The sequence below is a fragment of the Cellulomonas sp. H30R-01 genome, from assembly GCF_010119915.1.
Taxonomy (GTDB): Bacteria; Actinomycetota; Actinomycetes; order Actinomycetales; family Cellulomonadaceae; genus Cellulomonas; species Cellulomonas algicola.
The window spans coordinates 3,947,065-3,971,985 of the sequence record NZ_CP048210.1; the positions used below are offsets into that span (position 1 = coordinate 3,947,065).

The 24,921-nt window shown below is 75.3% G+C and carries 22 protein-coding genes; 11 read left to right on the forward strand and 11 right to left on the reverse strand.

All coding sequences use genetic code 11. The features are described from left to right. Nucleotides 1–154: 154 nt before the first annotated feature. Together GXP71_RS17605 and hemE are read right to left on the reverse strand one after the other, a co-directional pair. On the reverse strand, nucleotides 155–1,690 hold the full coding sequence (locus GXP71_RS17605) for an NAD(P)/FAD-dependent oxidoreductase (RefSeq protein ID WP_162353718.1): 1,536 nt from the start codon (nucleotides 1,688–1,690) through the stop codon (nucleotides 155–157). Beyond that, complete coding sequence (gene hemE / locus GXP71_RS17610) at nucleotides 1,687–2,751, reverse strand: uroporphyrinogen decarboxylase (protein WP_162353719.1); 1,065 nt, start codon at nucleotides 2,749–2,751, stop codon at nucleotides 1,687–1,689. Before hemE ends, GXP71_RS17605 begins: the two co-directional genes overlap by 4 nt. A gap of 45 nt (nucleotides 2,752–2,796) precedes the next feature. On the opposite strand from hemE, the gene GXP71_RS17615 reads away from it, so the two are divergent. After that, nucleotides 2,797–4,098 (forward strand): glutamyl-tRNA reductase, encoded by a 1,302-nt coding sequence (locus GXP71_RS17615; protein WP_202924281.1) that lies wholly within the window; start codon nucleotides 2,797–2,799, stop codon nucleotides 4,096–4,098. A gap of 310 nt (nucleotides 4,099–4,408) precedes the next feature. Here the strand turns inward: GXP71_RS17615 and GXP71_RS17620 are convergent, their stop codons facing one another. Further along, on the reverse strand, nucleotides 4,409–5,260 hold the full coding sequence (locus GXP71_RS17620; protein WP_238402763.1) for a hypothetical protein: 852 nt from the start codon (nucleotides 5,258–5,260) through the stop codon (nucleotides 4,409–4,411). Nucleotides 5,261–5,703: 443 nt separating this feature from the next. Then, nucleotides 5,704–7,161: an adenylosuccinate lyase gene (gene purB, locus GXP71_RS17625; RefSeq protein ID WP_162353721.1), complete on the reverse strand. Its 1,458-nt coding sequence runs from the start codon at nucleotides 7,159–7,161 to the stop codon at nucleotides 5,704–5,706. 242 nt (nucleotides 7,162–7,403) lie between these two features. Here purB and GXP71_RS17630 point away from each other — a divergent pair, with 242 nt between their 5' ends. Next, a complete protein-coding gene (locus tag GXP71_RS17630) occupies nucleotides 7,404–8,240 on the forward strand; it encodes a hypothetical protein (RefSeq protein WP_162353722.1) in 837 nt (278 codons plus the stop codon). Between the two features lie 102 nt (nucleotides 8,241–8,342). Here the strand turns inward: GXP71_RS17630 and GXP71_RS17635 are convergent, their stop codons facing one another. Continuing rightward, nucleotides 8,343–9,308 (reverse strand): DMT family transporter, encoded by a 966-nt coding sequence (locus GXP71_RS17635; RefSeq protein ID WP_202924282.1) that lies wholly within the window; start codon nucleotides 9,306–9,308, stop codon nucleotides 8,343–8,345. Nucleotides 9,309–9,579: 271 nt separating this feature from the next. Here GXP71_RS17635 and GXP71_RS17640 point away from each other — a divergent pair, with 271 nt between their 5' ends. Next, nucleotides 9,580–9,834 carry a hypothetical protein gene (locus GXP71_RS17640; RefSeq protein ID WP_162353723.1) on the forward strand — a complete coding sequence of 85 codons (255 nt, stop codon included), beginning with the start codon at nucleotides 9,580–9,582 and terminating at the stop codon, nucleotides 9,832–9,834. Continuing rightward, nucleotides 9,831–11,378 (forward strand): hypothetical protein, encoded by a 1,548-nt coding sequence (locus tag GXP71_RS17645; RefSeq protein WP_162353724.1) that lies wholly within the window; start codon nucleotides 9,831–9,833, stop codon nucleotides 11,376–11,378. The genes GXP71_RS17640 and GXP71_RS17645 overlap by 4 nt, the downstream gene beginning before the upstream one ends. Nucleotides 11,379–11,415: 37 nt before the next feature. On the opposite strand, the gene GXP71_RS17650 is transcribed toward GXP71_RS17645, so the two are convergent. After that, nucleotides 11,416–11,796, reverse strand: coding sequence for a phage holin family protein (locus tag GXP71_RS17650; RefSeq protein ID WP_124342429.1), 381 nt, complete (start codon nucleotides 11,794–11,796; stop codon nucleotides 11,416–11,418). 313 nt (nucleotides 11,797–12,109) lie between these two features. Here GXP71_RS17650 and GXP71_RS17655 point away from each other — a divergent pair, with 313 nt between their 5' ends. Continuing rightward, nucleotides 12,110–12,517 (forward strand): DUF6318 family protein, encoded by a 408-nt coding sequence (locus GXP71_RS17655; RefSeq protein ID WP_162353725.1) that lies wholly within the window; start codon nucleotides 12,110–12,112, stop codon nucleotides 12,515–12,517. Nucleotides 12,518–12,848: 331 nt separating this feature from the next. Here the strand turns inward: GXP71_RS17655 and hisC are convergent, their stop codons facing one another. Then, the gene (hisC, locus tag GXP71_RS17660; RefSeq protein ID WP_162353726.1) at nucleotides 12,849–13,916 is read right to left on the reverse strand and encodes a histidinol-phosphate transaminase; all 1,068 of its coding nucleotides are present in this window, start codon (nucleotides 13,914–13,916) and stop codon (nucleotides 12,849–12,851) included. A gap of 187 nt (nucleotides 13,917–14,103) precedes the next feature. Further along, on the reverse strand, nucleotides 14,104–14,655 hold the full coding sequence (locus GXP71_RS17665) for a hypothetical protein (protein ID WP_162353727.1): 552 nt from the start codon (nucleotides 14,653–14,655) through the stop codon (nucleotides 14,104–14,106). 240 nt (nucleotides 14,656–14,895) lie between these two features. On the opposite strand from GXP71_RS17665, the gene pdhA reads away from it, so the two are divergent. The 3 genes from pdhA (at nucleotide 14,896) to GXP71_RS17680 (ending at nucleotide 18,945) form a co-directional block, all read left to right on the forward strand. Then, entirely contained in the window at nucleotides 14,896–16,056 is a 1,161-nt protein-coding gene (gene pdhA, locus GXP71_RS17670) for a pyruvate dehydrogenase (acetyl-transferring) E1 component subunit alpha (protein ID WP_162353728.1), read from the forward strand. Then, on the forward strand, nucleotides 16,053–17,084 hold the full coding sequence (locus GXP71_RS17675; protein WP_162353729.1) for an alpha-ketoacid dehydrogenase subunit beta: 1,032 nt from the start codon (nucleotides 16,053–16,055) through the stop codon (nucleotides 17,082–17,084). Before pdhA ends, GXP71_RS17675 begins: the two co-directional genes overlap by 4 nt. A 97-nt stretch (nucleotides 17,085–17,181) precedes the next feature. After that, entirely contained in the window at nucleotides 17,182–18,945 is a 1,764-nt protein-coding gene (locus tag GXP71_RS17680; RefSeq protein WP_162353730.1) for a dihydrolipoamide acetyltransferase family protein, read from the forward strand. Nucleotides 18,946–19,049: 104 nt separating this feature from the next. Here GXP71_RS17680 and GXP71_RS17685 read toward each other — a convergent pair whose 3' ends face one another. The 3 genes from GXP71_RS17685 to GXP71_RS17695 form a co-directional block, all read right to left on the reverse strand. Next, nucleotides 19,050–19,493: a hypothetical protein gene (locus tag GXP71_RS17685; protein ID WP_162353731.1), complete on the reverse strand. Its 444-nt coding sequence runs from the start codon at nucleotides 19,491–19,493 to the stop codon at nucleotides 19,050–19,052. A gap of 5 nt (nucleotides 19,494–19,498) precedes the next feature. After that, nucleotides 19,499–20,014, reverse strand: coding sequence for a ubiquinol-cytochrome c reductase iron-sulfur subunit (locus tag GXP71_RS17690; protein ID WP_162353732.1), 516 nt, complete (start codon nucleotides 20,012–20,014; stop codon nucleotides 19,499–19,501). Between the two features lie 62 nt (nucleotides 20,015–20,076). Next, a complete protein-coding gene (locus GXP71_RS17695; protein WP_162353733.1) occupies nucleotides 20,077–21,903 on the reverse strand; it encodes an MDR family MFS transporter in 1,827 nt (608 codons plus the stop codon). Between the two features lie 391 nt (nucleotides 21,904–22,294). Between GXP71_RS17695 and GXP71_RS17700 the strand changes: the two genes are divergently transcribed. The 3 genes from GXP71_RS17700 (at nucleotide 22,295) to GXP71_RS17710 (ending at nucleotide 24,909) form a co-directional block, all read left to right on the forward strand. Next, nucleotides 22,295–23,023 carry a hypothetical protein gene (locus GXP71_RS17700; RefSeq protein ID WP_162353734.1) on the forward strand — a complete coding sequence of 243 codons (729 nt, stop codon included), beginning with the start codon at nucleotides 22,295–22,297 and terminating at the stop codon, nucleotides 23,021–23,023. A gap of 165 nt (nucleotides 23,024–23,188) precedes the next feature. Next, nucleotides 23,189–24,106: a YcnI family protein gene (locus GXP71_RS17705; protein ID WP_162353735.1), complete on the forward strand. Its 918-nt coding sequence runs from the start codon at nucleotides 23,189–23,191 to the stop codon at nucleotides 24,104–24,106. Between the two features lie 8 nt (nucleotides 24,107–24,114). Continuing rightward, entirely contained in the window at nucleotides 24,115–24,909 is a 795-nt protein-coding gene (locus tag GXP71_RS17710) for a copper resistance CopC family protein (RefSeq protein WP_162353736.1), read from the forward strand. Nucleotides 24,910–24,921 lie beyond the last annotated feature (12 nt).

The following is a 24,921-nucleotide window of genomic DNA, read 5'->3' on the forward strand; positions in this document are numbered from 1 at the left end:
ACAGGCTGTCAGAAAAGCGCCGACGGAAATGTGAGGCAATCCTCACGGCGGCCACCGGCGTGGTCGGCGGGCGGTCGGGGCCGCGTGCGCCGGGCGGCCGCCCGTCGTCCGATGCGGCGTCGGGACGGTGCGCCGGCCGGGGCGGAGCGGCGGGTCAGGCGACGAGCGCCGTCGCGGCGGCCCGGGCGTCGGGGACGACCGACGCCAGACCGTTGCCCGCCGTCCACGCCCCGCACACGGCCACCCCGGGCAGGGCCGCGGCCGCCGCCCGGACCTGCGCGACCGCCTCCCGGTGCGCCGCGCTCGGCCGGGGCAACGCCTGCGTCCAGCGCACGACCGCGCTGCCGGCCAGCACCGACCGGTCCAGGCCGACCCCGAGCAGCACCGAGGCGTCCCGCAGGGCCAGGTCGACGAGCGCGTCCTCGTCGTCAGGGACGCGGTCGGCGTCGCCCGCCCGCCCGAAGGACAGCCGCACCACGTGCCGCCCCGTCGGGACGGTGCGCGCGAGCCACGGCCACTTCGCGGTCGCGTGCGTGAGCGCCTTGGCGGTGACGTCGGACGCCGCGCGCGCCACCAGCACCCCCGTGCCGCGCGGCGCTCCGTCGAGCGTCGGGGCGTCCACCACGAGCGTGACCAGCGTGACCACGGCGCCCGCGTCGAGCGACGGCAGCGTCCGGCCCGGTGCGTGCTCGGCGAGCAGGTCGGCGGCCACCGGTGAGGCGAGCACCACGCGGCGGCTGCGCAGCGTCGTGCCGTCGTCGAGCTCGACGTCGTACGTCTGCCCGTCGCGCCCGCCCGCGGCGATCCGGGCGTGCTCCGTCCCGCCCGCGTAAGCGTCGGCCGGTGCGGTCCGCGTCGCGTCGTCGTCGTGCGCGGCGAGTGCCTCGCGCGCCGGCACCGACGCGGGCTGCGTCGGCGCGGCACCCGCTGCCGACGGCCGCAGACGACGCACGCGCGCGCCGGTCCGGACCTCGACGCCATGCGCCCGGAGGTCGGCGACGAGCGTGTCGACGAGCACGTGCAGCCCGCCCTCGAGGCCCTGCACCGCGGACCCTGCGGGCGCCGACGCGCGCAGCGTCCGCACGGCCCGGGTCAGGGAGCGGGACTCGCGCAGGGCCGCTGGCAGCCCGGGCGACACCGCGCCGACGTCGAGGTCGTCCGGGTCGGACGCGTGCACGCCCGCGACGACGGGCCGCACGAGCCGGTCCAGGACGCGCGCCCCGAGCCGGGCCCGGACGAGAGCGCCGAGCGACGTCGCCGACGCCCCGACGCGGGCGGGCAGGACGCGGTCGAGCGACGCCCGCAGCGCCCCGACCAGGCCGATCGTGCGGCGCACGTCCGCCGCGAACGGCTCCGACGGGATCCCCAGCAGCCCCGTCCGCGGCAGCGGGCCGTCGCCCGACGGCAGGTGCACCCACGACCCGTGCGAGGCGGGCAGGCACACGCGGTCGGCCAGCCCGAGGTCCTCGAGGTAGGCCGCGACCGTCCCGCCGCGCGTCGCGAACGACTCCGCACCCGCGTCGAGCCGCAGGCCCGCGACGGTGTGCCCGCGGACGGCCCCGCCGGGCTCGGAGTCGGCGTCGAGGACGACCGTCCGCAGCCCGCCCGCGGCCAGCTCGCGTGCGGCGACCAGCCCCGCGACGCCGCCCCCGACGACGACCGCGTCCCAGGTCGGGTCGCCGGTGGTCACAGCGAGTGGACGAGCCCGACCAGGCGGGTCAGGACCTCGGGGTCGGTGTCCGGGGGGACGCCGTGGCCCAGGTTCACGACGTGCCCGGGCGCCTGCTCGCCGCGGGCCACGACGTCGCGCACGTGCGCCTCGAGCACGGGCCACGGCGCCCCGAGGAGCGCGGGGTCGATGTTGCCCTGCAGCGGCGTGCGGCCGCCCAGGCGGCGGTTGGCCTCGTCGAGCGGCAGCCGGTAGTCGACGCCGACGACGTCCGCGCCGACGTCGCGCATCGCGACCAGCAGCTCGCTCGTGCCGGTGCCGAAGTGCACACGACGCACGTCGAGGTCGGCGATCGCGGCGAGCGCGTGCGCCGACGCGGGTGCGACGTGCGCGGTGTAGTCGGCGAGGCCCAGCGAGCCCGCCCACGAGTCGAAGAGCTGTGCCGCGCTGGCGCCCGCGAGCACCTGCGCGCGCAGGAAGGCGCCGGTGACCTCGGCCGCCCAGGTCGTCAGGGCCGTCCACGTCCTCGGGTCCGCGTGCATGAGCGTGCGGGCGGCCAGGTGGTCGCGCGACGGGCCACCCTCGACGAGGTACGCGGCCAGCGTGAACGGCGCACCCGCGAAGCCGATCAGCGGCGTGCTCCCCAGGGCCGCGACCGTGCGTGCGACGCCCTCGCTCACCGGCGCCAGGCGCTCGGCGGTGAGCGGGCCGAGGTCGCGCAGCGCCGCGACGTCCGCCGCCGTGCGCACCGGTGCGCCCATGACCGGACCGACGCCCGGCTTGATCTCCACGTCGACGCCCGCGAGCCGCAGCGGCACGACGATGTCCGAGAAGAAGATCGCCGCGTCCACGTCGTGCCGACGCACGGGCTGCAGCGTGATCTCGCTCGCCATCTCCGGGTCGAGGCACGCGTCGAGCATGGCCGTCCCGGCCCGCAGCGCGCGGTACTCGGGCAGCGACCGGCCGGCCTGCCGCATGAACCAGACGGGGCGCCGCGAGGGCCGCTCGCCGGAATACGCGCGCACCAGCGGAGAATGCGCGGTGCGACCGTCGGCGAGGGGATGTGTGACGGGAAGAGGCACCCCTCGATTGTGCCCGACAAATGTCGGGATGATTGAATCGGGGACGTGGTGCTGCTGTCCCTGGTCGCCAGTCACCACGACCTCGACCTCGCCGTGCTGGAGCGTCTCTCGTCGGACGTGCACGCCGTGGGTCGCGAGCTCGTGCGCGCGTCCACCCCCGTCACCGGTGCCGTCGTTCTCGCGACGTGCAACCGGTTCGAGCTGTACCTGGAGGTCGACGACGTCGACCAGACGCCCGCCGCCCTGGCCGCCGCGTCGCAGGCCGTCGCCACCCGGTCCGGGTACGCCCCCGACGAGGTCCTCACGCACCTGCGCCCTCTCACCGGGAACGCAGCCGGCGAGCACCTGTTCGCCGTCGCGAGCGGGCTCGAGTCGATGGTCGTCGGCGAGCGGGAGATCGCCGGCCAGGTGCGCCGCGCCCTGACGACCGCACGCCGCGACGGGACCACGACCTCCGCCCTCGAGTCGCTCTTCCAGGCCGCGTCCCGGGTGTCGCGCGCCGTCGAGTCGGAGACCGGGCTCGGCGCCGCCGGCCGCTCCGTGGTGGGCGTCGCCCTCGACATCGCCGAGCGCGGGCTCGTGCCGTGGTCGGAGGTCTCGTGCGTGCTCGTCGGGACCGGCTCCTACGCCGGCGCGACGCTCGCCGCGCTCAAGGCGCGGGGGTGCACCGACGTCCGCGTCTACTCGCCGAGCGGTCGTGCGAGCCAGTTCGCGTCCGCCCGCGGCGTCCGGGCCCTGCCCGCGGGAGCCGACCTGGCCGCCGAGCTCGGCGGTGTCGACCTCGTCGTCGCGTGCAGCGGTGCCGCGGGTGCCGTCCTGCAGGTGGACGCGCTCGCCGCCGCGCGCGCGCGGGTCGACGCCCGCCCCCTCACCGTCGTCGACCTCGCCCTGCGGCACGACGTCGACCCGGGCGTGCGGCACCTGCCCGGTGTCCGGCTCGTCACGCTGCACACCGTCGCCGAGCACGCCCCTGCCGAGCACGCAGCCGTCGAGTCCGCGCGGCGGATCGTCGTGTCCGCGGCCGACGCCTACGAGGCCGACCAGCGCGTGCGCGAGTGGAACCCGGCGGTCGTCGCGCAGCGCACGCGCGTGCTCGGCGGGCTCGAGGCCGCGCTGGCCGCCCTGCCGCAGGACGCCCGCGACGAGCGGGCCGAGCGGTCGCTGCGCCGGCGGACCCGGTCGACGCTGCACGGCCCCACCGTCCGGGCTCGGGAGGCGGCGCGGGCCGGCGACGCGGTCGCGTACGCGGCGGCGCTCGCGGAGCTGGCCGCGATCGAGGTCCCGAACGTCGCGACTGCGGTCGCAGGTCCGGCGCCGGCGACCGTGGGTGCGTCGGCGGCCCGCTGACCCTCCGGCTGGTGGCGTTCGGCGGGTGAGCGCGTCGGCCGGTCGACGAGGGTCGGCGATCGGCCGACCCTCCGGCAGGTGAGCGCGTCGGCCGGTCGACGAGGGTCGGCGATCGGCCGACCCTCCGGCAGGTGAGCGCGTCGGGGCCCCGATCCTCCGGCTCTCCGCGGGCGTGGGCTGCACGTGTCAGCGAGGGGCGCACCCCGGACATGGTGCGTGCCGGGCCTGGACGGGGGGGAGGGCCAGGCCCGGCACGCGTTCGAGAGGGATCACAGCGGGGGGATCGCCGCTCCCTCGGTCCGTGCGGTCGTCAGTACGCCACCTGGTGCCGCTGCGCGGCGGGCCCGGGGGCCCAGGTGTGCGGGACGACCTGGTTGGTCTGGATGTCGGTGAGCTCGGCCGCGTAGACGATGCCCTCGTACACGCCGGCCTCGACGCGCTCGAGGTGCAGGCGCTCGGCCCGCTCGATGTCGTCACCGAGGTGCGAGATGCGCGCGACGACGTAGCGCTGCGCGTCCTGCCACTGGTCCACGACGCGGACGGACAGGCCGTTCCAGCGAGCCGTGAGGTCGAGCTCGAACAGCTCGGTGACGTCCTCGCGGGCGACCCGGCGGTACCAGCGGCCCGACGGCGCCTGGTGGAAGCCGGTCTCGGCGAGGGGCGGGTTGGCGAGCGCGAGGACGACCGTGTGGCCTCCGTCGACGACGTCCGCCTCCAGGTACGCGCCGTGCCACTTGGCGACGGGGCCGACGCAGCGTGAGAGCGATGCCAGCGCCGGACGTCGGGCCCCGAGCTGCGTCACGGTCCAGCCGGTGCCGACGTCGCCGTAGCGCGCGAGCAGCGTGGCGGTGCCGTCCTCGTAGACCCGGATGAGCTCGGCGCCCGGGGGGATGCGGGAGTGCCGGAGCCACCACAGCGGGAGGATGTAGCCGGGGACGTCGCGGTACTGGAGCTGCGGTGAGGACTCGAACCGCAGGATGTCGATTGACCGGTCCCAGGGGCTGAAGGGCGAGCCCTCGTACCCGAGGCCGTGGACCTCGAAGAGCTGCGCCGGGGTGGTCGCGAAGCCGACGTCCTCGGCACGTACCACGTAGCCGGCCACACGGTCGTGCCCGGCGGTGAGGATCGCGCGGGAGAGCGCTGGTGTGATCGCCTTCTGCATGAGGGTCACGGTGGGCATCCTTGCCGGGAAGAGGGAGGAACCGGAGGAACAGGACGGATCGGTGCACGATTGTGCAGCCCTTCACGGGCACCTGTCCAGATCGCGTCACCCGTCCGTGTCCCACGGGTGTGCTTCCGCAGGTCACACGTGGTGAGAGCGTTCCCGGTCGAAGCGGTTCGATCCGCTGGGAGCGCGGTGGGCGCATGTCGAAACGTTACGAACGCATGGACCTGCAGCTTTGCTGGAAGCGCTCTCTCCGACGTCGTGTCGAACAGTAGCGCGAACGGCCCGGCGAGAACGATCTGTCCGAACTGTCCGATTCACTCGTTCGGCTCGTCGCGACGTCGACGCGGTTCCGACGACGGTCCTGCCCGCGGCGGTCCGTCGCCCGGGACCTTCGTCCCGACCCGACGAGCGGACCGCACGCGCGCGACGCGAACCGCTCAGTGGTCGAGGTACGCGACAAGCTCCGACGCGAGCCCCGTGTACGACGCCGGCGAGAGCGCCTGCAAGCGTGCCGCGACGTCCTCGGGCAGCCCCAGGCCGCCGATGAACTCGCGCATGTCGTCCGCCGTCAGCCGGCGCCCCCGCGTGAGCTCCTTGAGCCGCTCGTACGGGTTCTCCATGCCGGTCACGCCCGCGACGGACGCGGCGCGCATCGCCGACTGCACCGGCTCGCCGAGCACCTCCCAGTTCTCGTCGAGCTCACGCGCCAGCAGGGCCGCGTCGACGTCGAGCGCCCGCAGACCACGGCGCACGTTGTCGATCGCGAGCAGCGAGTGCCCGAACGCCGGCCCGATGTTGCGCTGCGTCGTCGAGTCGGTGAGGTCGCGCTGCAGGCGGCTCGTGACCAGCGTCGACGCGAGCGTGTCCAGCAGCGCCGAGGAGAGCTCCAGGTTCGCCTCGGCGTTCTCGAACCGGATCGGGTTCACCTTGTGCGGCATCGTCGACGAGCCCGTCGCGCCCGCCACGGGGATCTGGATGAAGACCCCGCGCGAGATGTACGTCCAGACGTCCGTCGCCAGGTTGTGCAGCACGCGGTTGAACCGCGCGACGTCGGCGTACAGCTCCGCCTGCCAGTCGTGCGACTCGATCTGCGTCGTCAGCGGGTTCCACGTCAGGCCCAGGTGCTCGACGAACGTCCGGCTGACGATCGGCCAGTTCGCGCCCGGCACCGCGACGACGTGCGCACCGAACGTCCCCGTCGCGCCGTTGATCTTGCCGAGGAACTCGTCCGACGCGATCCGCCGCAGCTGCCGCCGCAGCCGGTGCGCCAGCACAGCGAGCTCCTTGCCCAGCGTCGTCGGCGTCGCCGGCTGGCCGTGCGTGAGCGCCAGCAGCGGCTGGTCCTTGTGCTCGTGCGCGAGGGCCGCGACCTCGTCCGTCAGCGCCGTCGCCGCCGGCAGCCACACGTCCCGCACCGCACCCCGCACCATCAGCGCGTACGACAGGTTGTTGACGTCCTCGCTGGTGCAGGCGAAGTGCACGAGCTCGCTCACGCTCGGCAGGACCGTGTCGTCGCCGAGCGCGGCCGGGGCGTCGGCGAGGCGCTTCTTGAGGAAGTACTCGACCGCCTTCACGTCGTGCACCGTCACGCGCTCGATCTCCGCGAGCTCCGCGACCTCCGCGGCGCCGAACGTCGTCACGACGTCGCGCAGGTACTGCTCCTCCGCCGCGGACAGCGTCGGCGCGCCCGGCACCACGCCGTGCCGCGTCAGGTGGATCAGCCACTCGACCTCGACGTGCACCCGCTCGCGGTTGAGCGCCGCCTCCGACAGGTGGTCCACCAGCGGGGCGACCGCCGCGCGGTACCGGCCGTCCAGCGGGCCGAGCGCGATCGCGGGGGACGCGTCGGCCAGACGGACGCGCGCGGACGGGGCGGTGACGTCGGGGGAGGACATGCCGCCATCATCCCAGAGCCCCCGACCGAGCTGCCGGTGCGTCCGCGCCCCGTGACCTGACCGACGCAGCGGCGATCGCCGTCCGTGGCTCACGGCGCGGTTGACGCGCTCGGTGCCGGACCGGCGTCGCGGCGGTCAGGTGCATGGGGCGCGCGGGGCAGTCGGCGATAGCGTGGCGCACGCGCGGCGGCGCTCCGCTCGCCGGGCTCCACGGGACGGAGCGACAGAGACGAGGAGGCGTCGTGACGACCGCGACCACGACCGGGCTCGACCTCGACCTCGTCGCCGAGATCGAGGACGCCGGGACGCCCGACGCGCAGATCCCCTACTCGATGATGGAGCTGACGCGCGGCGCGGAGGACCAGGCGACGCTCGAGTCGTACCTCCTCGACATCGCGGCCCGCTCGCCCCGCACGCTCGTCCGGTCCATGGCCGTCGAGTGCATGGGCCACCTCGTGCGGGAGCGTCGGCGCCTCACGACGGACCGCGTGCCGCTCTTCGTCTGCGAGGCGCACGACGACTCCGATCTGATCACCCGCGACAACGCGCGCATCGCCCTCGACGAGATCCGGTACTGGCTCGCGCCACGACGCCGCGGGCAGGTCCCGCTGCCCACCGACTCCGTGCGCGCGCGCGTGACCCAGGTCCGTCTGGTGGTGGCAGGGTCGGCGTCCGAAGGCCTGGTCGTCGGCGAGCCGGACGATCCTTCTGTGCGCCGCATCCTCGCCGTCGTCGGTCCGGGTGTGGTCGCGTCGCGGGGCGTCCGGCAAGAGATCCTCGCCGCCCTCAACCTGCCGCGGGCACGACGCGGAGCCGTGTTCCAGCACGTCGACGACCCCCGCCACGTCCCGTGGTACGCCTGGGCGTTCGGACCCGGTGAGGCACCCGGAGCGGCGTACGTGCCCCCACGGTTGCTGCGGATCGAAGGACCTCGCGTCTCCGCGCGCGGCGTCCGGAGTCTGCTCGAGACAGCGTCCGGCGCCCGCGTCGAGCTCATGACGACCGCCGTCGGTGTCACGGCCGTCGACGAGCGCGCCGCCGCGCAGGGCCGGCGGGCCGGCGCCACGAGGCGACCGTGACGACCTTCTCCAACGTGTAGACGAGGTCGACCAGCTCCGCGTGGACCGTCCGCCGGCCACGTGCGGTGCTTGCACCGACCGGCTCGGTCGCGCGTCGCCTCGTCATGGCGCGACGGTGTCCGGGAGAACGCCCGCGGGCGCGTCGGCCGGGCGGCGCTGGCGGGCGGTCTCCGCGAGGACGACGCCACCGAGGACCACCGCGCCGCCGACGAGCTGCACCGCCGTCATCGCCTCGCCGAGGAAGACCCACGCGGAGGCGGACGCGGCAACGGGCTCGACCATCCCCAGCAGGCCCGCGCGCGCGGGACCGAGCGACCGGATGCCCACGAGGAACAGCAGGTACGGCACGACGGTGCCGAGGACGACGATCCAGACGACGAGCAGCCACAGGGGCGGGGTGACGGTGCCGGGGACGTCGACCCCGTCGTCGAGCATCCCGTACGGGTAGGTCCACACCGGCTGCAGGACGACCCAGAACAGTGCCGCGAACGCCATGGTCCACGCGTGCGTCGAGAGGGGGCCGCGCGTCGTGAGGAGCTTGTCGCCGAGCAGGTAGTAGGCCGCGAGCGACACGGCCGCGCCGGCCGCGGCGAGCAGACCCAGCGCGTCGAGCACGACGCCCTCGCCGACCTGCGCGACGAGCGCCAGCCCGCCCAGGCACGCCACGAGCGCCCACCACACGCGACGGTGCACGGCCTCCTTGAGCACGAACCGCGCCCACAGGGCGACGAGCAGGGGAGCGGTGTACTCGATGAGGAGCGCGATGCCGACGGGGAGCCGGGAGATCGCCGTGAGGTAGAGCCACTGGACCAGCGCGACCCCGACGACGCCGAGGACCGCGAGGGACACGAGCTCGCGCCGGTCACGCAGCCGCAGCCGCCGTGCGCCGACCACGAGGACCGCGGCGACGAGCACGACGGCCGACCCGACGCAGCGGATCTCGACGAGCCGGGTGGGGCTGAGGCCGGCCTGCATCGCGAGCTTGGCGACCGTGCCGTTGACCGCGAACAGGAGCGACCCGACGACGACGGCGAGCACGCCGAGCGGCGCGGGGAGGCGGTGGGGCACGTGCGCACGCTAACCCGGCGGTCCGACGGGGACGCGCCGCGCCTCGCGGGTGGGTGCGGGGTGCGCGGGCGGGCGGACGGTGCTCCTGTGGGTCGTGGGTCGGCCTCCGAACGGCGCGATCACCGTCTGCCGGGGGCGCTGTCGCGGACGCGCCTGCGCCCGCCGCGCGCCGTGACGTCCAGCCGTCCACAGCCCGGACCAGCGGGGCCTCGTCCACTGGTGCAGAGGGGTGCCCGACGACGCCCAGGGCCCCGCTCCTAGCGTCCCCGCCATGACCAGCGCGATCGCTCCCCACGTCCGCACGGCGCGCCTCCACGTCGACGAGGCGCGCCGGCTCGTGCTGGCCGCGCGTCGCGTCGAGTGGCGGTCGCCGACGGTCGGGCGCTACCTGCACGCGCTGGAGGACCTCCACGCCCGGCTGGCACGGACGGTCGACGCGATCGAGGTCGCCGAACGGGCTGCGAGCACCGCCGACGCGGCCGCTGTCGTCCGGCCCACGAGCGGTCTCCTCGGCGGCACCTGGTGAGCGACGGCGGCCTGACGGTCGTCGGGGGCGGCCGCCCGGACCTCGTCGACACCGCGGAGATGCAGCGGGCCGAGGCGATGCTCGGCCGCGTCGCCGACCACCTCGACCTCGCGGACCGCGCGCTCGCGGTCGCGGTCGACGCCGCTCGTCCCGCGCTGCTGACCGACGAGGGCAGGGCTGCGTCTGCCGCGCTGCACTCCGCGCGGGAAGGGACGGCGTCGCCGGGGCGCTGCGCGCACGAGGCGCGCGCGCTGGGGCGTCGCGTCCGTGCCGCGATCGTCACCTACGACTCGGCCGAGTCCGGCGTGCACCGGCTGATGCGCTTCGTCGTCGGCGGCGAGCCGATGCTCGACGCGCTGCTCCCGACCTTGCCGATCGTCCGTCCGCTGCTCGGCGTCGCCGCCGCCGGCGCGGCGTCCGTGGCGCTGCGTGCGGTCGCGCTCGACACGGTCCTTCGCGCCGCGTGGGCGTTGCCGTCGGGCCGAGCCGACGACGTCGTGCGTGAGCGCGTCCAGTCCCTCCAGCGGCTCGCCGCCGTGCTCGTGGCCGACGGGCGGGCCGAGCTGCTGACCCTCGGGCTCGCGACCACGCTCCTCGGGCCGACGGCCTCGCGCGTGCCACCGGACCTGCGCGTGCCGATGCTCGTCCGTCAGCTCGCCCGGCTCCTACCGGAACCGGGCCCCACGGTCGTCGTCCCGCGCGTGGGCGGCGCGCAGCTCCCGACGCCACGTGACGTCGCGGGGGTGATCGCGAACACGGCGCGCACCTACGACGACGGCTCGGTGGCGGCGGTGCCGGGGACCCCGCCGGGCACGATCTCGATCCAGCGGTTCGAGAAGCCCGACGGGTCGATGTCGTGGGCCGTCGAGATCCCGGGGACCCAGTCGCCCTCGTTGAACGGGACCAACCCGATGGACGTCGGCACCGACCTCGGCCTGGCGGGAGCGATGACCGAGTCCATGACCCCGGCGGTCATCGAGGCGATGCGGCTCGCCGGCATCCGCGAGGAAGACCCCGTGCTCCTCGCAGGCCACAGCCAGGGCGGCATGGTCGCGACCAGCGTGGCCACGGCGCTCGCGGGCACGTACACGATCGCGGCCGTCGTGACAGCGGGATCGCCCGACATCCCGCGCGGACCGATGCCGCCCGGCGTCCAGGTCCTGCACCTGCGCGACGGCGGGGACATCGCGCCGCAGAGCGACGGCCGACCCGACCGCGGGGGGCCGAACGTCCGCATCGTCACAGGTCAGGCAGCCGATGCGGGGGCACCGCCGGTCAGGAACCTCGTCGAGGCGCACAGCGCGGCCCGGTACGTGCGTCTCGCGGAGGCGGTGGAGCTCGAGCTCGACGACCCGCAGCTCCGCGATTTCGCGCGCGCCGTCGAGTCCGTGCTCGGCCCGGAGGGGACGACGTCGACCACGCAGCAGTTCATCGCGACGCGCGATCCGCACGTCGTCGCGACCGACCCGCTCACCGGGCTGCAGCGCCCCGACCGGCTGGCGCCCGGCGGCCCGCTGACCGCGCCGCCCGGGAGGACCCGGTGACGGCGCTCGACATCGCAGGGTCCGTGGCGCCGGGTGCTCAGTCCCTGTCGCCCGGGACGATGACCGAGAGGACGAAGCTCACGATGGAGATGATCAGCGCCCCCAGCACGGCGGTGCCGAAGTTGTCGATGCGCAGGCCCCAGCTCGTCTGCTCCGTGATCCACGCGGTGAGCATGAGCATCAGGGCGTTCACCACCAGCGTGAACAGGCCGAGCGTCAGGATGTACAGCGGGATCGACAGGAACGCGACGATCGGCTTGACCACCGCGTTGACGATCCCGAAGACGAGCGCGATGAGCAGGATGATCGCCACCTGCTCGAGGTTGGAGTCGGCACCGACGATCGTCAGGCCCGACAGGACGAGGGTCGCGAGCCAGATCGCGACGCCGTTGATCAGCACCCTCACCACGAACGACATGCGTCGATCCTGCCATCGGCGCCCGCCCGCGTGCGGCCCGTCCGGGCGACTCGGCGGGTCGGGGCGTCTCGGCGGACGGCGCCGCCGCACCTGGCTCGCTGTGGTGGTGGCGGCGACGGCCGTGCTGACGGCGTGCACAGGACCCGCGTCGACCCCGAGCACCGATGCGCCGGCGGTGGCTGTCGCGACTGCCGCGCCGACCCGCGACGCGTCGCGGCGACCTGCGCGGCCTGAGCGGCCGACGTCCGGTGAGACGTCGACGGAGCGTGTCCTGCCCGACCGGGCGGCTCCGGCGCCGGAGCAGCCCGCTGCGATGGCCGTCGGCGACGGCGCCGGAGCTGTCGCGGCCCTCGACCACGTCCTCGACCTGTGGACGTACGCGCGCACGACGGGCTCCGCCACGGCGCTGGAGGGGACGTACGCGGACACGTGCGGCGTCTGCGCCGAGGTCGCCGAACGGGTCGTCACGCTCGCCGCGAGCGGGATCACCGAGGTGGGGGGTGGGCTCACGCTCGTCGCCCCGTCACCGACCGAGGCCACCCCCGGATCCTGGTACGCGGTCACGGGAGTGCTCGTCGAGGACGATGCGCAGCTCGTCGACGCCGATGGGGTGGTCGTCGGCGTCACGGAAGGGGGTCGGTACGACGTCCTCGCGACCCTCACGTGGTACGCGGGGGTGTGGCGCGTCGAGTCCATGAATCTGTACGTGGCGTCGACGTGACGGTCACCGACCAGCGGGACCGAGGGCCGACTCGGGGGCCTGGCCGCTCGACCCGACCTCCCCGCGACGAGTACCCGGCGGTCGGCCCCGACGACGGCGACCGGACCTCCCCGGCGACGAGTACCCGGCGGTCGGCTCGACGACGTCGACCCGACCTCCCCGCGACGAGTACCCGGCGGTCGGCCCGACGACGTCGACCCGACCTCCCCGGCGACGAGTACCCGGCGGTCGGCCCGACGACGTCGACCCGACCCCCCCGGCGACGACGACGCGGCGGCCGGCCCGACGACGGCGACGCGCGACACGACGCCGCCTCGTCTCCGAGCGGCGCTCAGCGGCGGTGGGCGTCCGCCGCGACCTCGAGGAACAGGTCGGTCGCCTCCGGCTCGCCGACGCTCACGCGGACGCCGTCGCCCGCGAACGGGCGGACCAGCACGCCGGCGCGGGTGCAGCGCTCCGCGAACGACGACGCGTGGTCGCCGAGCGGCAGCCAGACGAAGTTCGCCTGCGAGTCGGGGACCGACCAGCCCTGGGCGCGCAGCCCGGCGAGCATGCGGGCGCGCTCGACGACGATCGCGTCGACGCGGTGCAGCAGCTCGTCGCGGGCCCGCAGCGACGCCAACGCGGCCAGCTGCGCGACGTGCGAGACGCCGAACGGCGTCGACGCCGCGCGGATCCCCGCCGCGAGTCGAGGACGGGCCACCGCGAAGCCGACCCGCAGGCCGGCCAGGCCGTAGGCCTTCGAGAACGTGCGCAGCAGGACGACGTTGGGGTGCTCGGCGAACACCGCGAGCCCGTCGGCGGCACGGTCGTCGCGGACGAACTCGACGTACGCCTCGTCGACGACCACGAGCACGTGCGACGGGACCGCGGCGAGGAAGCCCGCGAGCTCGTCGGCGTGCACCGCGGGGCCGGTCGGGTTGTTCGGCGTGCACACCAGCACGGCCTTGGTCCGGGGGGTCACGGCCTTGGCCATCGCCTCGAGGTCGAGTCGCCCGTCGGCACCGACGGGGACGCGCACGCCGTCCGCCCCGGCGAGCGAGACCGCGATCGGGTACGCCTCGAACGACCGCCAGGGGAAGACGACCTCGTCGCCCGCCTCGCACACGGCGGTGAGCACGTGACCGAGGGCCGCGACCGAGCCGCAGCCCGTGACGACGTTCTCCGGGGCGACGCCGAGCGACGTCGCGATCGCCTCGACCAGCTCGGTCGCGTACATGTCCGGGTACCGGTTGACGTCGACGGCCGCGTCCGCGATCGCCGCGACGACCGAGGGCAGCGGCGGGTACGGGTTCTCGTTCGACGACAGCTTGTACGCGGCCGCGCCGACGGGGGCGCGAGCTCCGGGGACGTACGGCGGGAGGTCGGCGAGGGCCTTGCGCAGCGGGACTCGGCTCACGGCTCCAGCATGCCACCGGGTCGCGGGCCTCCCGGTGGCGACGGGCCGGTCAGCGAGACGAGCACGCGGGACGGGACGAGAACGCGGGACACCGGCTGCGCGGCAGTGGGCAGCCGCGACGGCTGCGTGAGGGAGTGAACAGGGCGGCACCCGGGTGGGTGGGCGAGCAGGCGGGAGGGGGATCGCGTCAGGCGATCGAGCGGCGGCGGACCGAGGCGCGGACGGTCGGACGCGCGGGCTGCGCGTGCGGCAGGGCGACGCGGGGGCGGCTGCGGAGCTCCTCGGGCGTCGGCGTGGGCAGGCGGTCCTGGAGGTGCGAGAGCACCTCCAGGAGGTTCGCGATGTCGCCCTCGACGGAGTCGTCGTCGCTCTCGCCGGCGGGGATCCGCACCGTCACGCGGGAGACGGGACCCGACGCGCGCTCGGAGCGGGCGAGGTTCCCGTCCCCGAGGTCCACCGCAGGACCGTGCGCCTCGGCGGGTGTCGTGGTGGCGGGTGTCGTGGCGGCAGGGTCGGCCGACCACGGTGTCGCCGGGAGCGGCGCGTGCGTGACGGTGACGCCGAGCGCCGTGAGGAAGGCCGTCGCCCGGTGGACGGTGAGGGCGCGGTCCTCCAGCTCGAGGGCGGTCAGGGCGAGCCGCACGTCGTGCTCGGACACGACGTGCGCGGCCGCGACCGCGGGGGAGGAGTCCGGTGGCGTGGTGGTGCCGCCGGTCGTGCCGGTCTCGTCGTCGCGCATCGTCGGGCCCCTTCCCGCGGTGGCGCTCACCGCCTTACCACTGTCATCGGCTGGTCGCGGCGGGTTCTGGGGGACGTGAGCGGCTGAAAACTGCGGCGGGGTCTGTAGGGGTTCCACAACGCGTCCGGACGAGCCTTGTTCGTCGGGTTCGCGGGCAACCTACGCATGCGTAGCCTACGCTGACGTAGGTTCGAGCCAACGACCCGGACTGCCCGACCACGAGCGGCCACCGCCGCCGGCGTGAAGGAGAACCGCGTGAGCCAGACCAGCCCGCCGACCGACGACGGTCTCGTCCAGCTGCTGACTCCCACGGGTGAGCGTGTCCCGCACCCCGACCTCGACGCCCGCGTCGCGCACCTCGACGCCGACGGCCTGCGCGCGCTCTACCGCGACATGGTGCTCGTGCGCCGCTTCGACACCGAGGCGACGTCCCTGCAGCGTCAGGGGGAGCTCGCCCTCTTCGCGCAGGGCCTCGGTCAGGAGGCCGCGCAGATCGGCTCGGCGCACGCGATGAGCCCGCGCGACCACGTCTTCCCGAGCTACCGCGAGCACGGCGTCGCGCACGTCCGCGGTGTCGACCTCGCGCAGGTGCTGCGGCTGTTCCGCGGCATCGACCACGGCGGCTGGGACCCGGTCGCCCACGGCTTCCACCTGTACACGCTGGTGATCGGCTCGCACACGCTGCACGCGACGGGCTACGCGATGGGCCTGCAGCGCGACGGCCTGGTCGGCACGGGCGACCCGGACCGGGACGCGGCGGTCGTCGTCTACTTCGGCGACGGCGCGACGTCGCAGGGCGACGTCAACGAGGCGCTCGTCTTCGCCGCCGTGAACAACGCGCCCGTCGTGTTCTTCTGCCAGAACAACCAGTGGGCCATCTCCGAGCCGACGACCAAGCAGGCGCGCGTGCCGCTCGCCGACCGCGGACCCGGGTTCGGCGTCCCGTCGGTGCGCGTCGACGGCAACGACGTCCTCGCGACCTACGCCGTCACGCAGCAGGCGCTCGAGCGCGCGCGCACCGGCGGCGGCCCGACGTTCGTCGAGGCGTTCACCTACCGCATGGGCGCGCACACCACGTCGGACGACCCGACGCGCTACCGGTCCAGCGCGGAGGAGGAGTACTGGCGCCGCCGCGACCCGATCGACCGGCTCCGGCTGCACCTCGAGCAGCTCGGCGAGCTGTCGGCCGAGTTCGTCGAGCAGGTCGCCGACGAGGCCGACGCGCTCGGCGAGCGCATCCGCACCGAGGTGCGCGCGATGGGACGCCCGTCGTCGGCGTCGATGTTCGAGCACGTCTACGCCACGCCGCACTCCGTCGTCGAGGGCGAGCGGGCGTGGTTCGAGCGGTACGAGGCGTCGTTCACGGACGCCGACCAGTCGCGGGAAGGGAGCCACCGGTGAGCACGACCACGACCGAGGCGCGCGCGGCGGACGCGGGCACCCGCGGCACGCAGCGCCTGACGTTCGCGAAGGCCATCAACCTCGGCCTGCGGCGCGCGCTCGAGAACGACCCGCGCGTGCTGCTCATGGGCGAGGACATCGGCAAGCTCGGCGGCGTCTTCCGCGTGACGGACGGCCTGCAGAAGGACTTCGGCGAGGACCGCGTCGTCGACACGCCGCTCGCGGAGTCCGGCATCGTCGGCACCGCGATCGGCCTGGCGCTGCGCGGTTACCGCCCGGTGTGCGAGATCCAGTTCGACGGTTTCGTCTTTCCGGCGTTCGACCAGATCACGACGCAGCTGTCGAAGATGCACTACCGCTCGCAGGGCCGCCTGACGCTCCCCGTCGTCATCCGCATCCCGTACGGCGGCGGCATCGGCGCGGTCGAGCACCACTCGGAGTCGCCCGAGGTGCTGTTCGCGCACACCGCGGGCCTGCGCGTCGTCAGCCCGTCCAGCCCGGTCGAGGCGTACCGGATGATCCAGCAGTCGATCACGTCGCCCGACCCCGTGATCTTCTTCGAGCCCAAGGGCCGCTACTGGGAGAAGGGCGACGTCGACCTCGACGCCCCCGCCGACGGCCCGCTGCTCGACAAGGCGCGGATCGTGCGCGCGGGCACCGACGTCACCGTCGTGGCCTACGGGCCGACCGTGCAGACCGCCCTCAAGGCCGCCGAGGCCGCCGCCGCGGAGGGCACGAGCATCGAGGTCGTCGACCTGCGCGCGCTGTCGCCGCTCGACACCGCGACCGTCGCCGAGTCGGTCCGCCGCACCGGCCGCTGCGTCGTCGTGCACGAGGCCCCCGTGCTGTACGGGACGGGCGGCGAGGTCGCGGCCCGCATCACCGAGGAGTGCTTCTACCACCTGCAGGCGCCGGTGCTGCGCGTCGGCGGGTACCACGCGCCCTACCCGGTCGCGAAGGTCGAGCACGACTACCTGCCCGGTCTCGACCGGGTCCTGGACGCCGTCGAGCGCGCACTCGCGTTCTGACGGCTCTGCCCGCGCCGCTGCGTCGCCACCCCTGACGCGGCGGCGCGGGCTCACCCGACCCGCTCGCCGACAGACCCCGTCCGAGGAGGACCCGCCCGTGCCGACCTACCAGCAGTTCCCGCTGCCCGACGCGGGCGAGGGCCTGACCGAGGCCGAGATCGTCGCGTGGCACGTGGCGGTCGGGGACGCCGTCGAGGTCAACCAGACGATCGTCGAGATCGAGACGGCGAAGTCGCTCGTCGACCTGCCCAGCCCGTGGACGGGCGTCGTCTCGGCGATCCTCGTGGAGCCCGGGCAGACGGTCGACGTCGGCACCCCGATCATCGAGATCGACACCGACCCGACGGGCGAGGCCCCCGCACCCGGGACGGGGCACGGCGGCGCGATCGAGCACGGGCACCGCGGCGGCGGCGACCGGCACGCGGGCGTCGAGCCCGGTGGTGCCGACGAGGTCGCGGCCGTGCGCGAGCAGGCCGAGGCGGCGCGACGTGCGGCGGAGCAGCAGGCGCGCGAGGAGCACGCCGCAGGTCTCGACGGTGGCACGAGCGCGACGGGCACCCGGACGGCGGCCGGGGTCGGCGCCGACGGGACCGCGGCGCGCGCGGCGGCAGGTCTCGGCGGCACACCCGCCGAGCGGGCGTCGGCCGGGCTGACCACCGCCACGTCCGGCGGAGCCGGTGCGACCGGCGCCTCCGCGGGCGGCGCGGCGACGTCGTCGGCCGCAGGCGGGACGTCGCCCGCGGGTGACGGCGGCGCGGCCGGCGAGGGCCGTCAGGCCGTGCTCGTGGGGTATGGGCTCGCGGACCCGGGTGCGACGCGTCGTCCCCGCGGCGGCACGTCGACGGCTACGGCGACCGCGACCGGCACCTCGCCCGGTGGTGCGGGTACGACGACGGCGGAGGCGGCTGCCGCCGGTGCGGGCTCTCCGACCGCGGCTGGCACCGCCCGGGCGTCGGCCCACGCGCTCGCGAAGCCGCCCGTGCGCAAGCTCGCACGCGAGCTCGGCCTCGACCTCGACTCCGTCACGCCGACCGGGCCGGGCGGGATCGTCACGCGCGAGGACGTGCTCGCCCGTGCCGCGCAGGCCGAGGCGCGGACGCTCGCGACGTACCCCGGCGACGACAAGCCGTGGCTCGCGAGCGGCACCGTCTCGTCCGACGGCCGCCAGACGCGCGTTCCCGTGAAGTCCGTCCGGAAGCGCACCGCCGAGGCGATGGTGACCAGCGCGTTCACCGCCCCGCACGTCACGGTCTTCCACACGGTCGACGTCACGCGCACGATGCGGCTCGTCGAGCGGCTCCGCGGCGAGAAGGAGTTCGCCGACGTGCGCGTCACCCCGCTGCTGATCGCCGCGAAGGCGCTCATGCTCGCGGTGCGGCGCCACCCGGAGATCAACGCGTCGTGGGACGACGTCGCGCAGGAGATCGTCTACAAGCACTACATCAACCTGGGCATCGCGGCCGCGACCCCCCGCGGGCTCGTCGTCCCGAACGTCAAGGACGCGCACCGCCTGAGCCTGCTCGAGCTCGCGCGCGGGCTCGGCGAGCTCACGGCCACCGCGCGCGCGGGCCGCACGTCGCCGACGGACATGGCCGACGGGACCATCACGATCACCAACGTCGGCGTCTTCGGCATCGACACGGGCACGCCGATCCTCAACCCCGGCGAGGCCGCGATCCTCGCGTTCGGCGCGATCCGGCTCCAGCCGTGGGTGCACAAGGGCAAGGTCAAGCCGCGGCACGTCACGCAGCTCGCGCTGTCGTTCGACCACCGCCTCGTCGACGGCGAGCTCGGCGCGCGGGTGCTCGCCGACGTCGCGTCGGTGCTCGCCGACCCCGCGCAGGGACTCGTCTGGGGCTGACCCCCTGCGTGCGCCCGGCCGGGCGTCGCGTCGGCCCGGTCCCGGTGCGGACACGCCGAGCGGCGTGTCAGCCGCTCCCGGGTGCGGGCCGGCCGGGCGTCGCGTCAGACGGCGGTCGCCGTCGTGGGCGCGGCGGCCACCAGGCGTCGCTCGACGACGATCGCGACGATCCCGAGGACGATCGCCAGCGCCTCGGTGATCGCCGAGATCCACTCGTTCGTGCCCTCCCAGCGGGAGTGCACCCCGAACAGCCCGACGGTCGTCGCGACCACGAACGCCCCGAGCGTCGCGGCACCGAACGCGATCGCGCCGAGCAGCGGCCACACCGACCGCCAGACGAGCAGCAGCACGCCGAGGACGAGGCCGGCGACGCCGTTGAGCAGGAACGCCTGGCCGACGACGTCGACGTTCTTCATGCCGTCGTCCCACAGGATCAGGTGGACGACGGCGGACGCGATCACGCACACGGCCAGCACGACGCGCAGGCCGAGCGCGATGGGTCGACGACCCGCGGCGGTGCGCGGGGTGCCGGTGGTGGAGGCGGTCATGGCGGTCATGCCTTCCCGGGCAGCACGGCGCCGTCGGCGACGTGCACCTCGACAGGGGGCAGCGGCTCGGGTGCCGGACCGGACACGTTCTTGCCGGTCAGGTCGAACACCGAGCCGTGGCACGGGCAGCTGAGCTCGTCGCCGTCGACGACGACCGTGCAGCCCTGGTGGGTGCAGATCGCGGACAGGGCCACGACGGTCCCCGCCTCGGGCTGCACGAGGAGGATCGGCTTGCCGTCGGCGCCGGTCGCGGAGATCGCGCCGCCCACGGGGATGTCGGAGACCTGCGCGAGCGCGCTGTCGGCCGCGGGCGTCGAGCCACCCCCGCCACCGCCGCCCCCGGACCCGCCGTCGCCGGACCCGCCCGACGAGCACGCGGCGAGCACGCCCGCGGCGGCGACACCCATCGTGACGAGACCGGCACGCTGCAGCACCTGCCGGCGGTCCAGGCACCCGCCGCACGCGTGCGCGGCGTCGGGGGCGTCGGTGGGAAGGGCGGGGGACTCCTGGATCTGCGGCATCGCGGCCTCCGGTGCTGGGCTCCGTCGTGTCACCGGTTCAACGGTGGCACGGGCCCGGAGGTTCAGCGTTCCGGCAGGTCGGTGTGCGCGCCGGGCGCGGCGGCGGCCTCACGTCGGGCCGCGTCGGCGTCGGCGACGGTCGCGGTGACGCCGCCGATCGCCGTCACGGGACCGCCCGCGGTGCGCGGCGTCTCGACGTCCGGGTCGGCGGCGGGCGGCGTGGTGCCGTCGCCCTCGGCCAGGCGTCCCTCGATGCCGGAGACGGTCCGCAGCGGCAGCTCGGGCAGCAGGATCGTGAGGACCACGCCGACGACCATGATGCAGGCGGCGATCAGCAGCACGAGGTCGACGGACTGCGCGAAGCCCTCGAGGAACGGCTGCGCGAGCCGCGGGTCGAGAGAGCCGATGAAGGACGAGTCGTCGAGCGACGGCAGCGACCCGCTGCCCTGGATCGCGTCGGCCACGGCGGCGTTCGCGGGGTCGCTCAGCACGGCGCGGTCGGTGAGTGCGGCCTGGAAGTCCGGCGTCGGCAGCAGCCGTGCGAACGCGTCGCGGATGTTGCCGCCGACCGTCGAGAAGAGGATCGACAGGAAGACAGCCGTCCCGAGCGTGCCGCCCATCTGCCGGAAGAACAGCGACGACGACGTCGCGACACCCATGTCGCGGATCGCGACCGCGTTCTGCACCGCGAGCACGAGCGGCTGCATCGTCAGGCCGAGGCCCAGCCCGAACACGACCGACGCCGCGAAGATCTGCCAGAACGGCGTCTCGACCGCGAGCCGCGAGAACAGCAGCGCCCCGACGACCATGAGCATCGTCCCGATGACGGGGAACACCTTGTACCGGCCGGTGCGCGCGGTCGTCTGGCCGGCGATGACCGACCCCGACATGATCCCGACCGTGAACGGGATGAGCGTGAGGCCGGCCTCTGTCGGCGTCTGGCCGCGGACGATCTGCAGGTACAGCGGCAGCGTCGCGAGGCCGCCGAACATGCCGAGCCCGATGACGATGTTCGCCGCTGCCCCGACGCCGAACGTGCGGTTCCGGAACAGGTAGAGCGGCAGGATCGCGTCCTGCTTGGCCCGCCGCTCGGCGAGCCAGAACAGCAGCAGCCCGACGGCGCCCGTCACGTAGCAGCCGAGGGAGCGCGTCGACGACCAGCCCCACTCCCGGCCCTGCTCCGCGACCAGCAGCAGCGGCACCAGCGCCACGACGAGCGCGACCGCGCCCGGCCAGTCGATGCGGTGCTCGACGCGGCGCAGCGGCGGCAGGTGCAGCACGCGCAGGATCACCACGAACGCGAGGATGCCGATCGGCACGTTCACCAGGAACACCCAGCGCCACCCGGTGATCCCGAGGATCTCGTCGGCCCCCGCGAAGAACCCGCCGATGACCGGCCCGAGCACGGACGACGTGCCGAACACCGCGAGGAAGTACCCCTGGTACCGCGCGCGCTCCCGTGGCGCGACCAGGTCGCCGAGGATCGTGATCGCGAGCGCCATGAGACCGCCCGCGCCCAGCCCCTGCAAGCCGCGGAACATCGCGAGCTCGTACATCGACCCCGCGGTGCCGGACAGCAGCGAACCCGTGACGAACAACGCGATCGCGAGCAGGTAGGACGGCTTGCGCCCGTAGATGTCGGAGAGCTTGCCGTACAGCGGCGTCGAGATCGTCGCCGTCAGCAGGTACGCCGTCGTCACCCACGCCTGCAGCGACAGGCCGTGCAGGTCGTCGCCGATCGTGCGGATCGACGTCGCGACGATCGTCTGGTCGAGCGCCGCCAGGAACATGCCCAGCATGAGCCCGCCGAGGATCGTCCGGATCTCCCGGTGGGTCGGGGCGTGGAACGTGGTCGGCGGGGCGGTGGCCGTGGCGGCGTCTGCGGACATCGGTCCTTCTCGGCGGCGAGGTGCGAGGTGCGGGGGACGGTGGAGCGGGCGATGCGGCGGAACGGTGGTGCGGGCGGTACGGGCGGCGCCGGCGGCGCGGGCCGAGCGGTCGGGCGGTCGGGCGGTCGAGCGTCGTGCGGGCGGTGCGGCGTCCGTGTCGCGGGCGAGGCGGTGCGACGCCGCGGGGGTCGGGCGGGGTCGGGGCCGGGGCTCGACCTGACAGCGTGGCGGAGAGCGGCGGCGCGTGCGGCCGTTCGTCCCCAACACCGAGCATGCACCCGCGTGTTCCCCGTCACACCCGCGGGTGACGGCGCGCGTCCCTCCTGGTCGCGGCCGCACGAAACTTTTCACGGGCTCGGGGCGGTTCCGCCCCCGCGGCTACCGTGACCGGATGCCCTCCGCGACGTCGGGACCCTGGCGCCTGGTGCGCGCGGGCGTCGTCGCGTCCGTCGTCGTCGCGCTCGCCGGGCTCGCGCACGTCCTCGGCGGTGGCGCGCTGCCCGCCGGTGTCGTCCTCGTCGCCCTGACGTCGCTGGTCCTCGCAGCCTGCGTCGCGCTCGCGGGGCGGCGGCTCGGCGGCGTCGCCGTGACCGCTGTCCTGGGCGTCGGGCAGCTCGTGCTGCACCACGCGTTCACGGTCCTCTCCGCGACCGGCTGCGCGACGTCCGCCGGACCGGCCACCGCCGCGGTCGACCCGCACGCCGCGCACACCGCCGCGCAGCACGCCGGGCACGTCGCCGGCCAGGCGACGGAGCATGCCGCGCACCTCGCCGGCCCGGCCACGGACCACCTGGCGCACGCCGGTCAGGCCGTCGGCACCCTCGCCTGCGCCGACCCGCACGGCGTCGCGACCCCGCTGCTCGGTGCGTCCGCGATGCTCGTGCTGCACGTCGTCGCGACGGTGCTCACCGCGCTCGTCGTCGCGGGCGGTGACCGCGCCCTGCACTGGCTGCTCGCCTGGCTGCGGCCCCGCGTCGCCGTGCCGGGCCCCGTCGTCGTGCCGGTCGGCGGGACGCTCGTCGGCCCCGTCGTCGCCGTCGCGCCCCACCGCGCACCGTGGTCCCGCGCGCACCCGCGTCGAGGGCCACCTGCGCCCCCGCCCGCACCGCCCGCGCGCTGACGCGACCGCACCGAGCTCCGCCTGACGACGGAGCGGGCTGGTCGTCGCGCGGGCCTCGCGGTACCCGCGTCACGGTCCCGGCATGCGTCGGGTCGTGCGCACGGTCGACCGCGCCCTCCACGACCACCCCGCGGACACGACGTCCGCGACGCCCGAAGGATCCTCATGTCTCAGCACGTCCCCACGCCCACCCACCTCGCCGCGACCGGCCGCCCGCGAGTGCTCGCGCAGGTGCCCGGCACGGTCCGCGACTCCGGCACCGCTCGCGACGAGCACGCCGCGCTCGCGTACGCCGCAGGCTCCTCGCGACCCCGCGGCTCGCTGTCCGCCGGCGCCGCGCGGGGTGCGGGACGGGTCGTCCGGCGGGCTGCGGCCGTCGCGGCGCTCGGGCTCGGCGTCGCCGTGCTGCCCAGCGCCGCCGACGCGCACGTCCGCGTCATCCCCGAGAGCACCGTCGCGGGCGGCTGGAGCGCGCTGACGTTCCGGGTGCCCAACGAGTCGGCGACGGCGGTCACGACGCAGGTCGTCGTCGACCTCCCGACCGACACGCCCTTCCTCTACGTCTCGACGCGGCCCGTCCCCGGCTGGACGGCGACGGTCGAGAAGGCGCCGCTCGACACTCCCGTCGACAGCCACGGCACGACGCTGACCGAGGCTCCCGCACGGGTCACCTGGACCGCGACGCCCGGCGCGGAGATCGGCGACGGGCAGTTCCAGGAGTTCGCGATCTCCGCCGGGCCCCTGCCCGAGGAGGTCGGGCTCGACCTCGTCCTGCCCGCGCACCAGTCGTACAGCGACGGCACCGTCGTCGACTGGGACGAGGTCGCCACCGACGGCAGCGAGCCCGAGCACCCCGCGCCCGTCTTCACCACCACGGCCGCCCCCGGCGACGACGCGGAAGCAGCCGACGACGCGACCGCCGCACCCGCGGCCGACGTGGACGCGTCCGGCGCGGCGACCGGCACCGCAGACGAGCAACCCGACACCGTCGCGCGCGTCCTCGGGGGCGTCGGCCTGATCCTCGGGCTCGCCGCGCTCGTCGTGGCGGTCGTCACGACCCGGCGGCGCGGGGCGACGGCATGAGGTGGGCGATGCTGGACGACATGCTCCGCACCGCCGCCCGTCGGGCCGCTCCGCCGTCGCTGCACGCCCGCACCGAGGGCCGCGGGTCGCGGGGGGTGCGAGGCGCCACGGCGGCGGCGATCGGCCGTGTCGTCGCCGCCGCGGGTGTCGTCGGGGCGCTCGCGCTGCTCGGGGCGCCCGCCGCGCAGGCGCACAACACCCTGCGGGCCAGCGACCCTGCCGACGGGGCGACGGTGGCCTTCGCGCCGGACCGGGTGACCCTCACGTTCGACATGCCCGCCACGGCGATCGGGACGGAGGTCGTCGTGACCGCCGCCGACGGGCGCGTGGTCAGCGCGGGTCCGGCCGAGCTCGTCGACGCGACCGTCGCCCAGCCGCTCGCGGGCGAGCTGCCCGCGGGCGCCTACGCCGTGGCGTGGCGCGTCACGTCCGCCGACGGGCACCCCATCGAGGGGTCGCTCGGCTTCACCGCGACCGCGGCCACCGTCGCCGGCACCGGCGGCGCACCCGTCCCGGCACCCGAGCCGACGGCGGACGCCGCGTCGCCGTCGCCGGCGACGACCTCGAGCGCGTCCTCGGCACCCACCGCGGACCCCACCCCGTCCGCGGTCCCCGACGCCGGCGACAGCGCCGCCGACGAGCCCGCCGTCGCCGGACCGGTGCTCATCGGCGTCGGCGCAGTCCTGGTGATCGCGGGCGGCGTCGCGGCCTGGTACCTGCTGCGACGCCGGCCCGACGAGGCCGGCGGCCCGGGGGCCGGGACGAGGGCGCCCGGCGGCGACCCGGCCGGGCCGACGGCCTGAGCAGCGCGACCT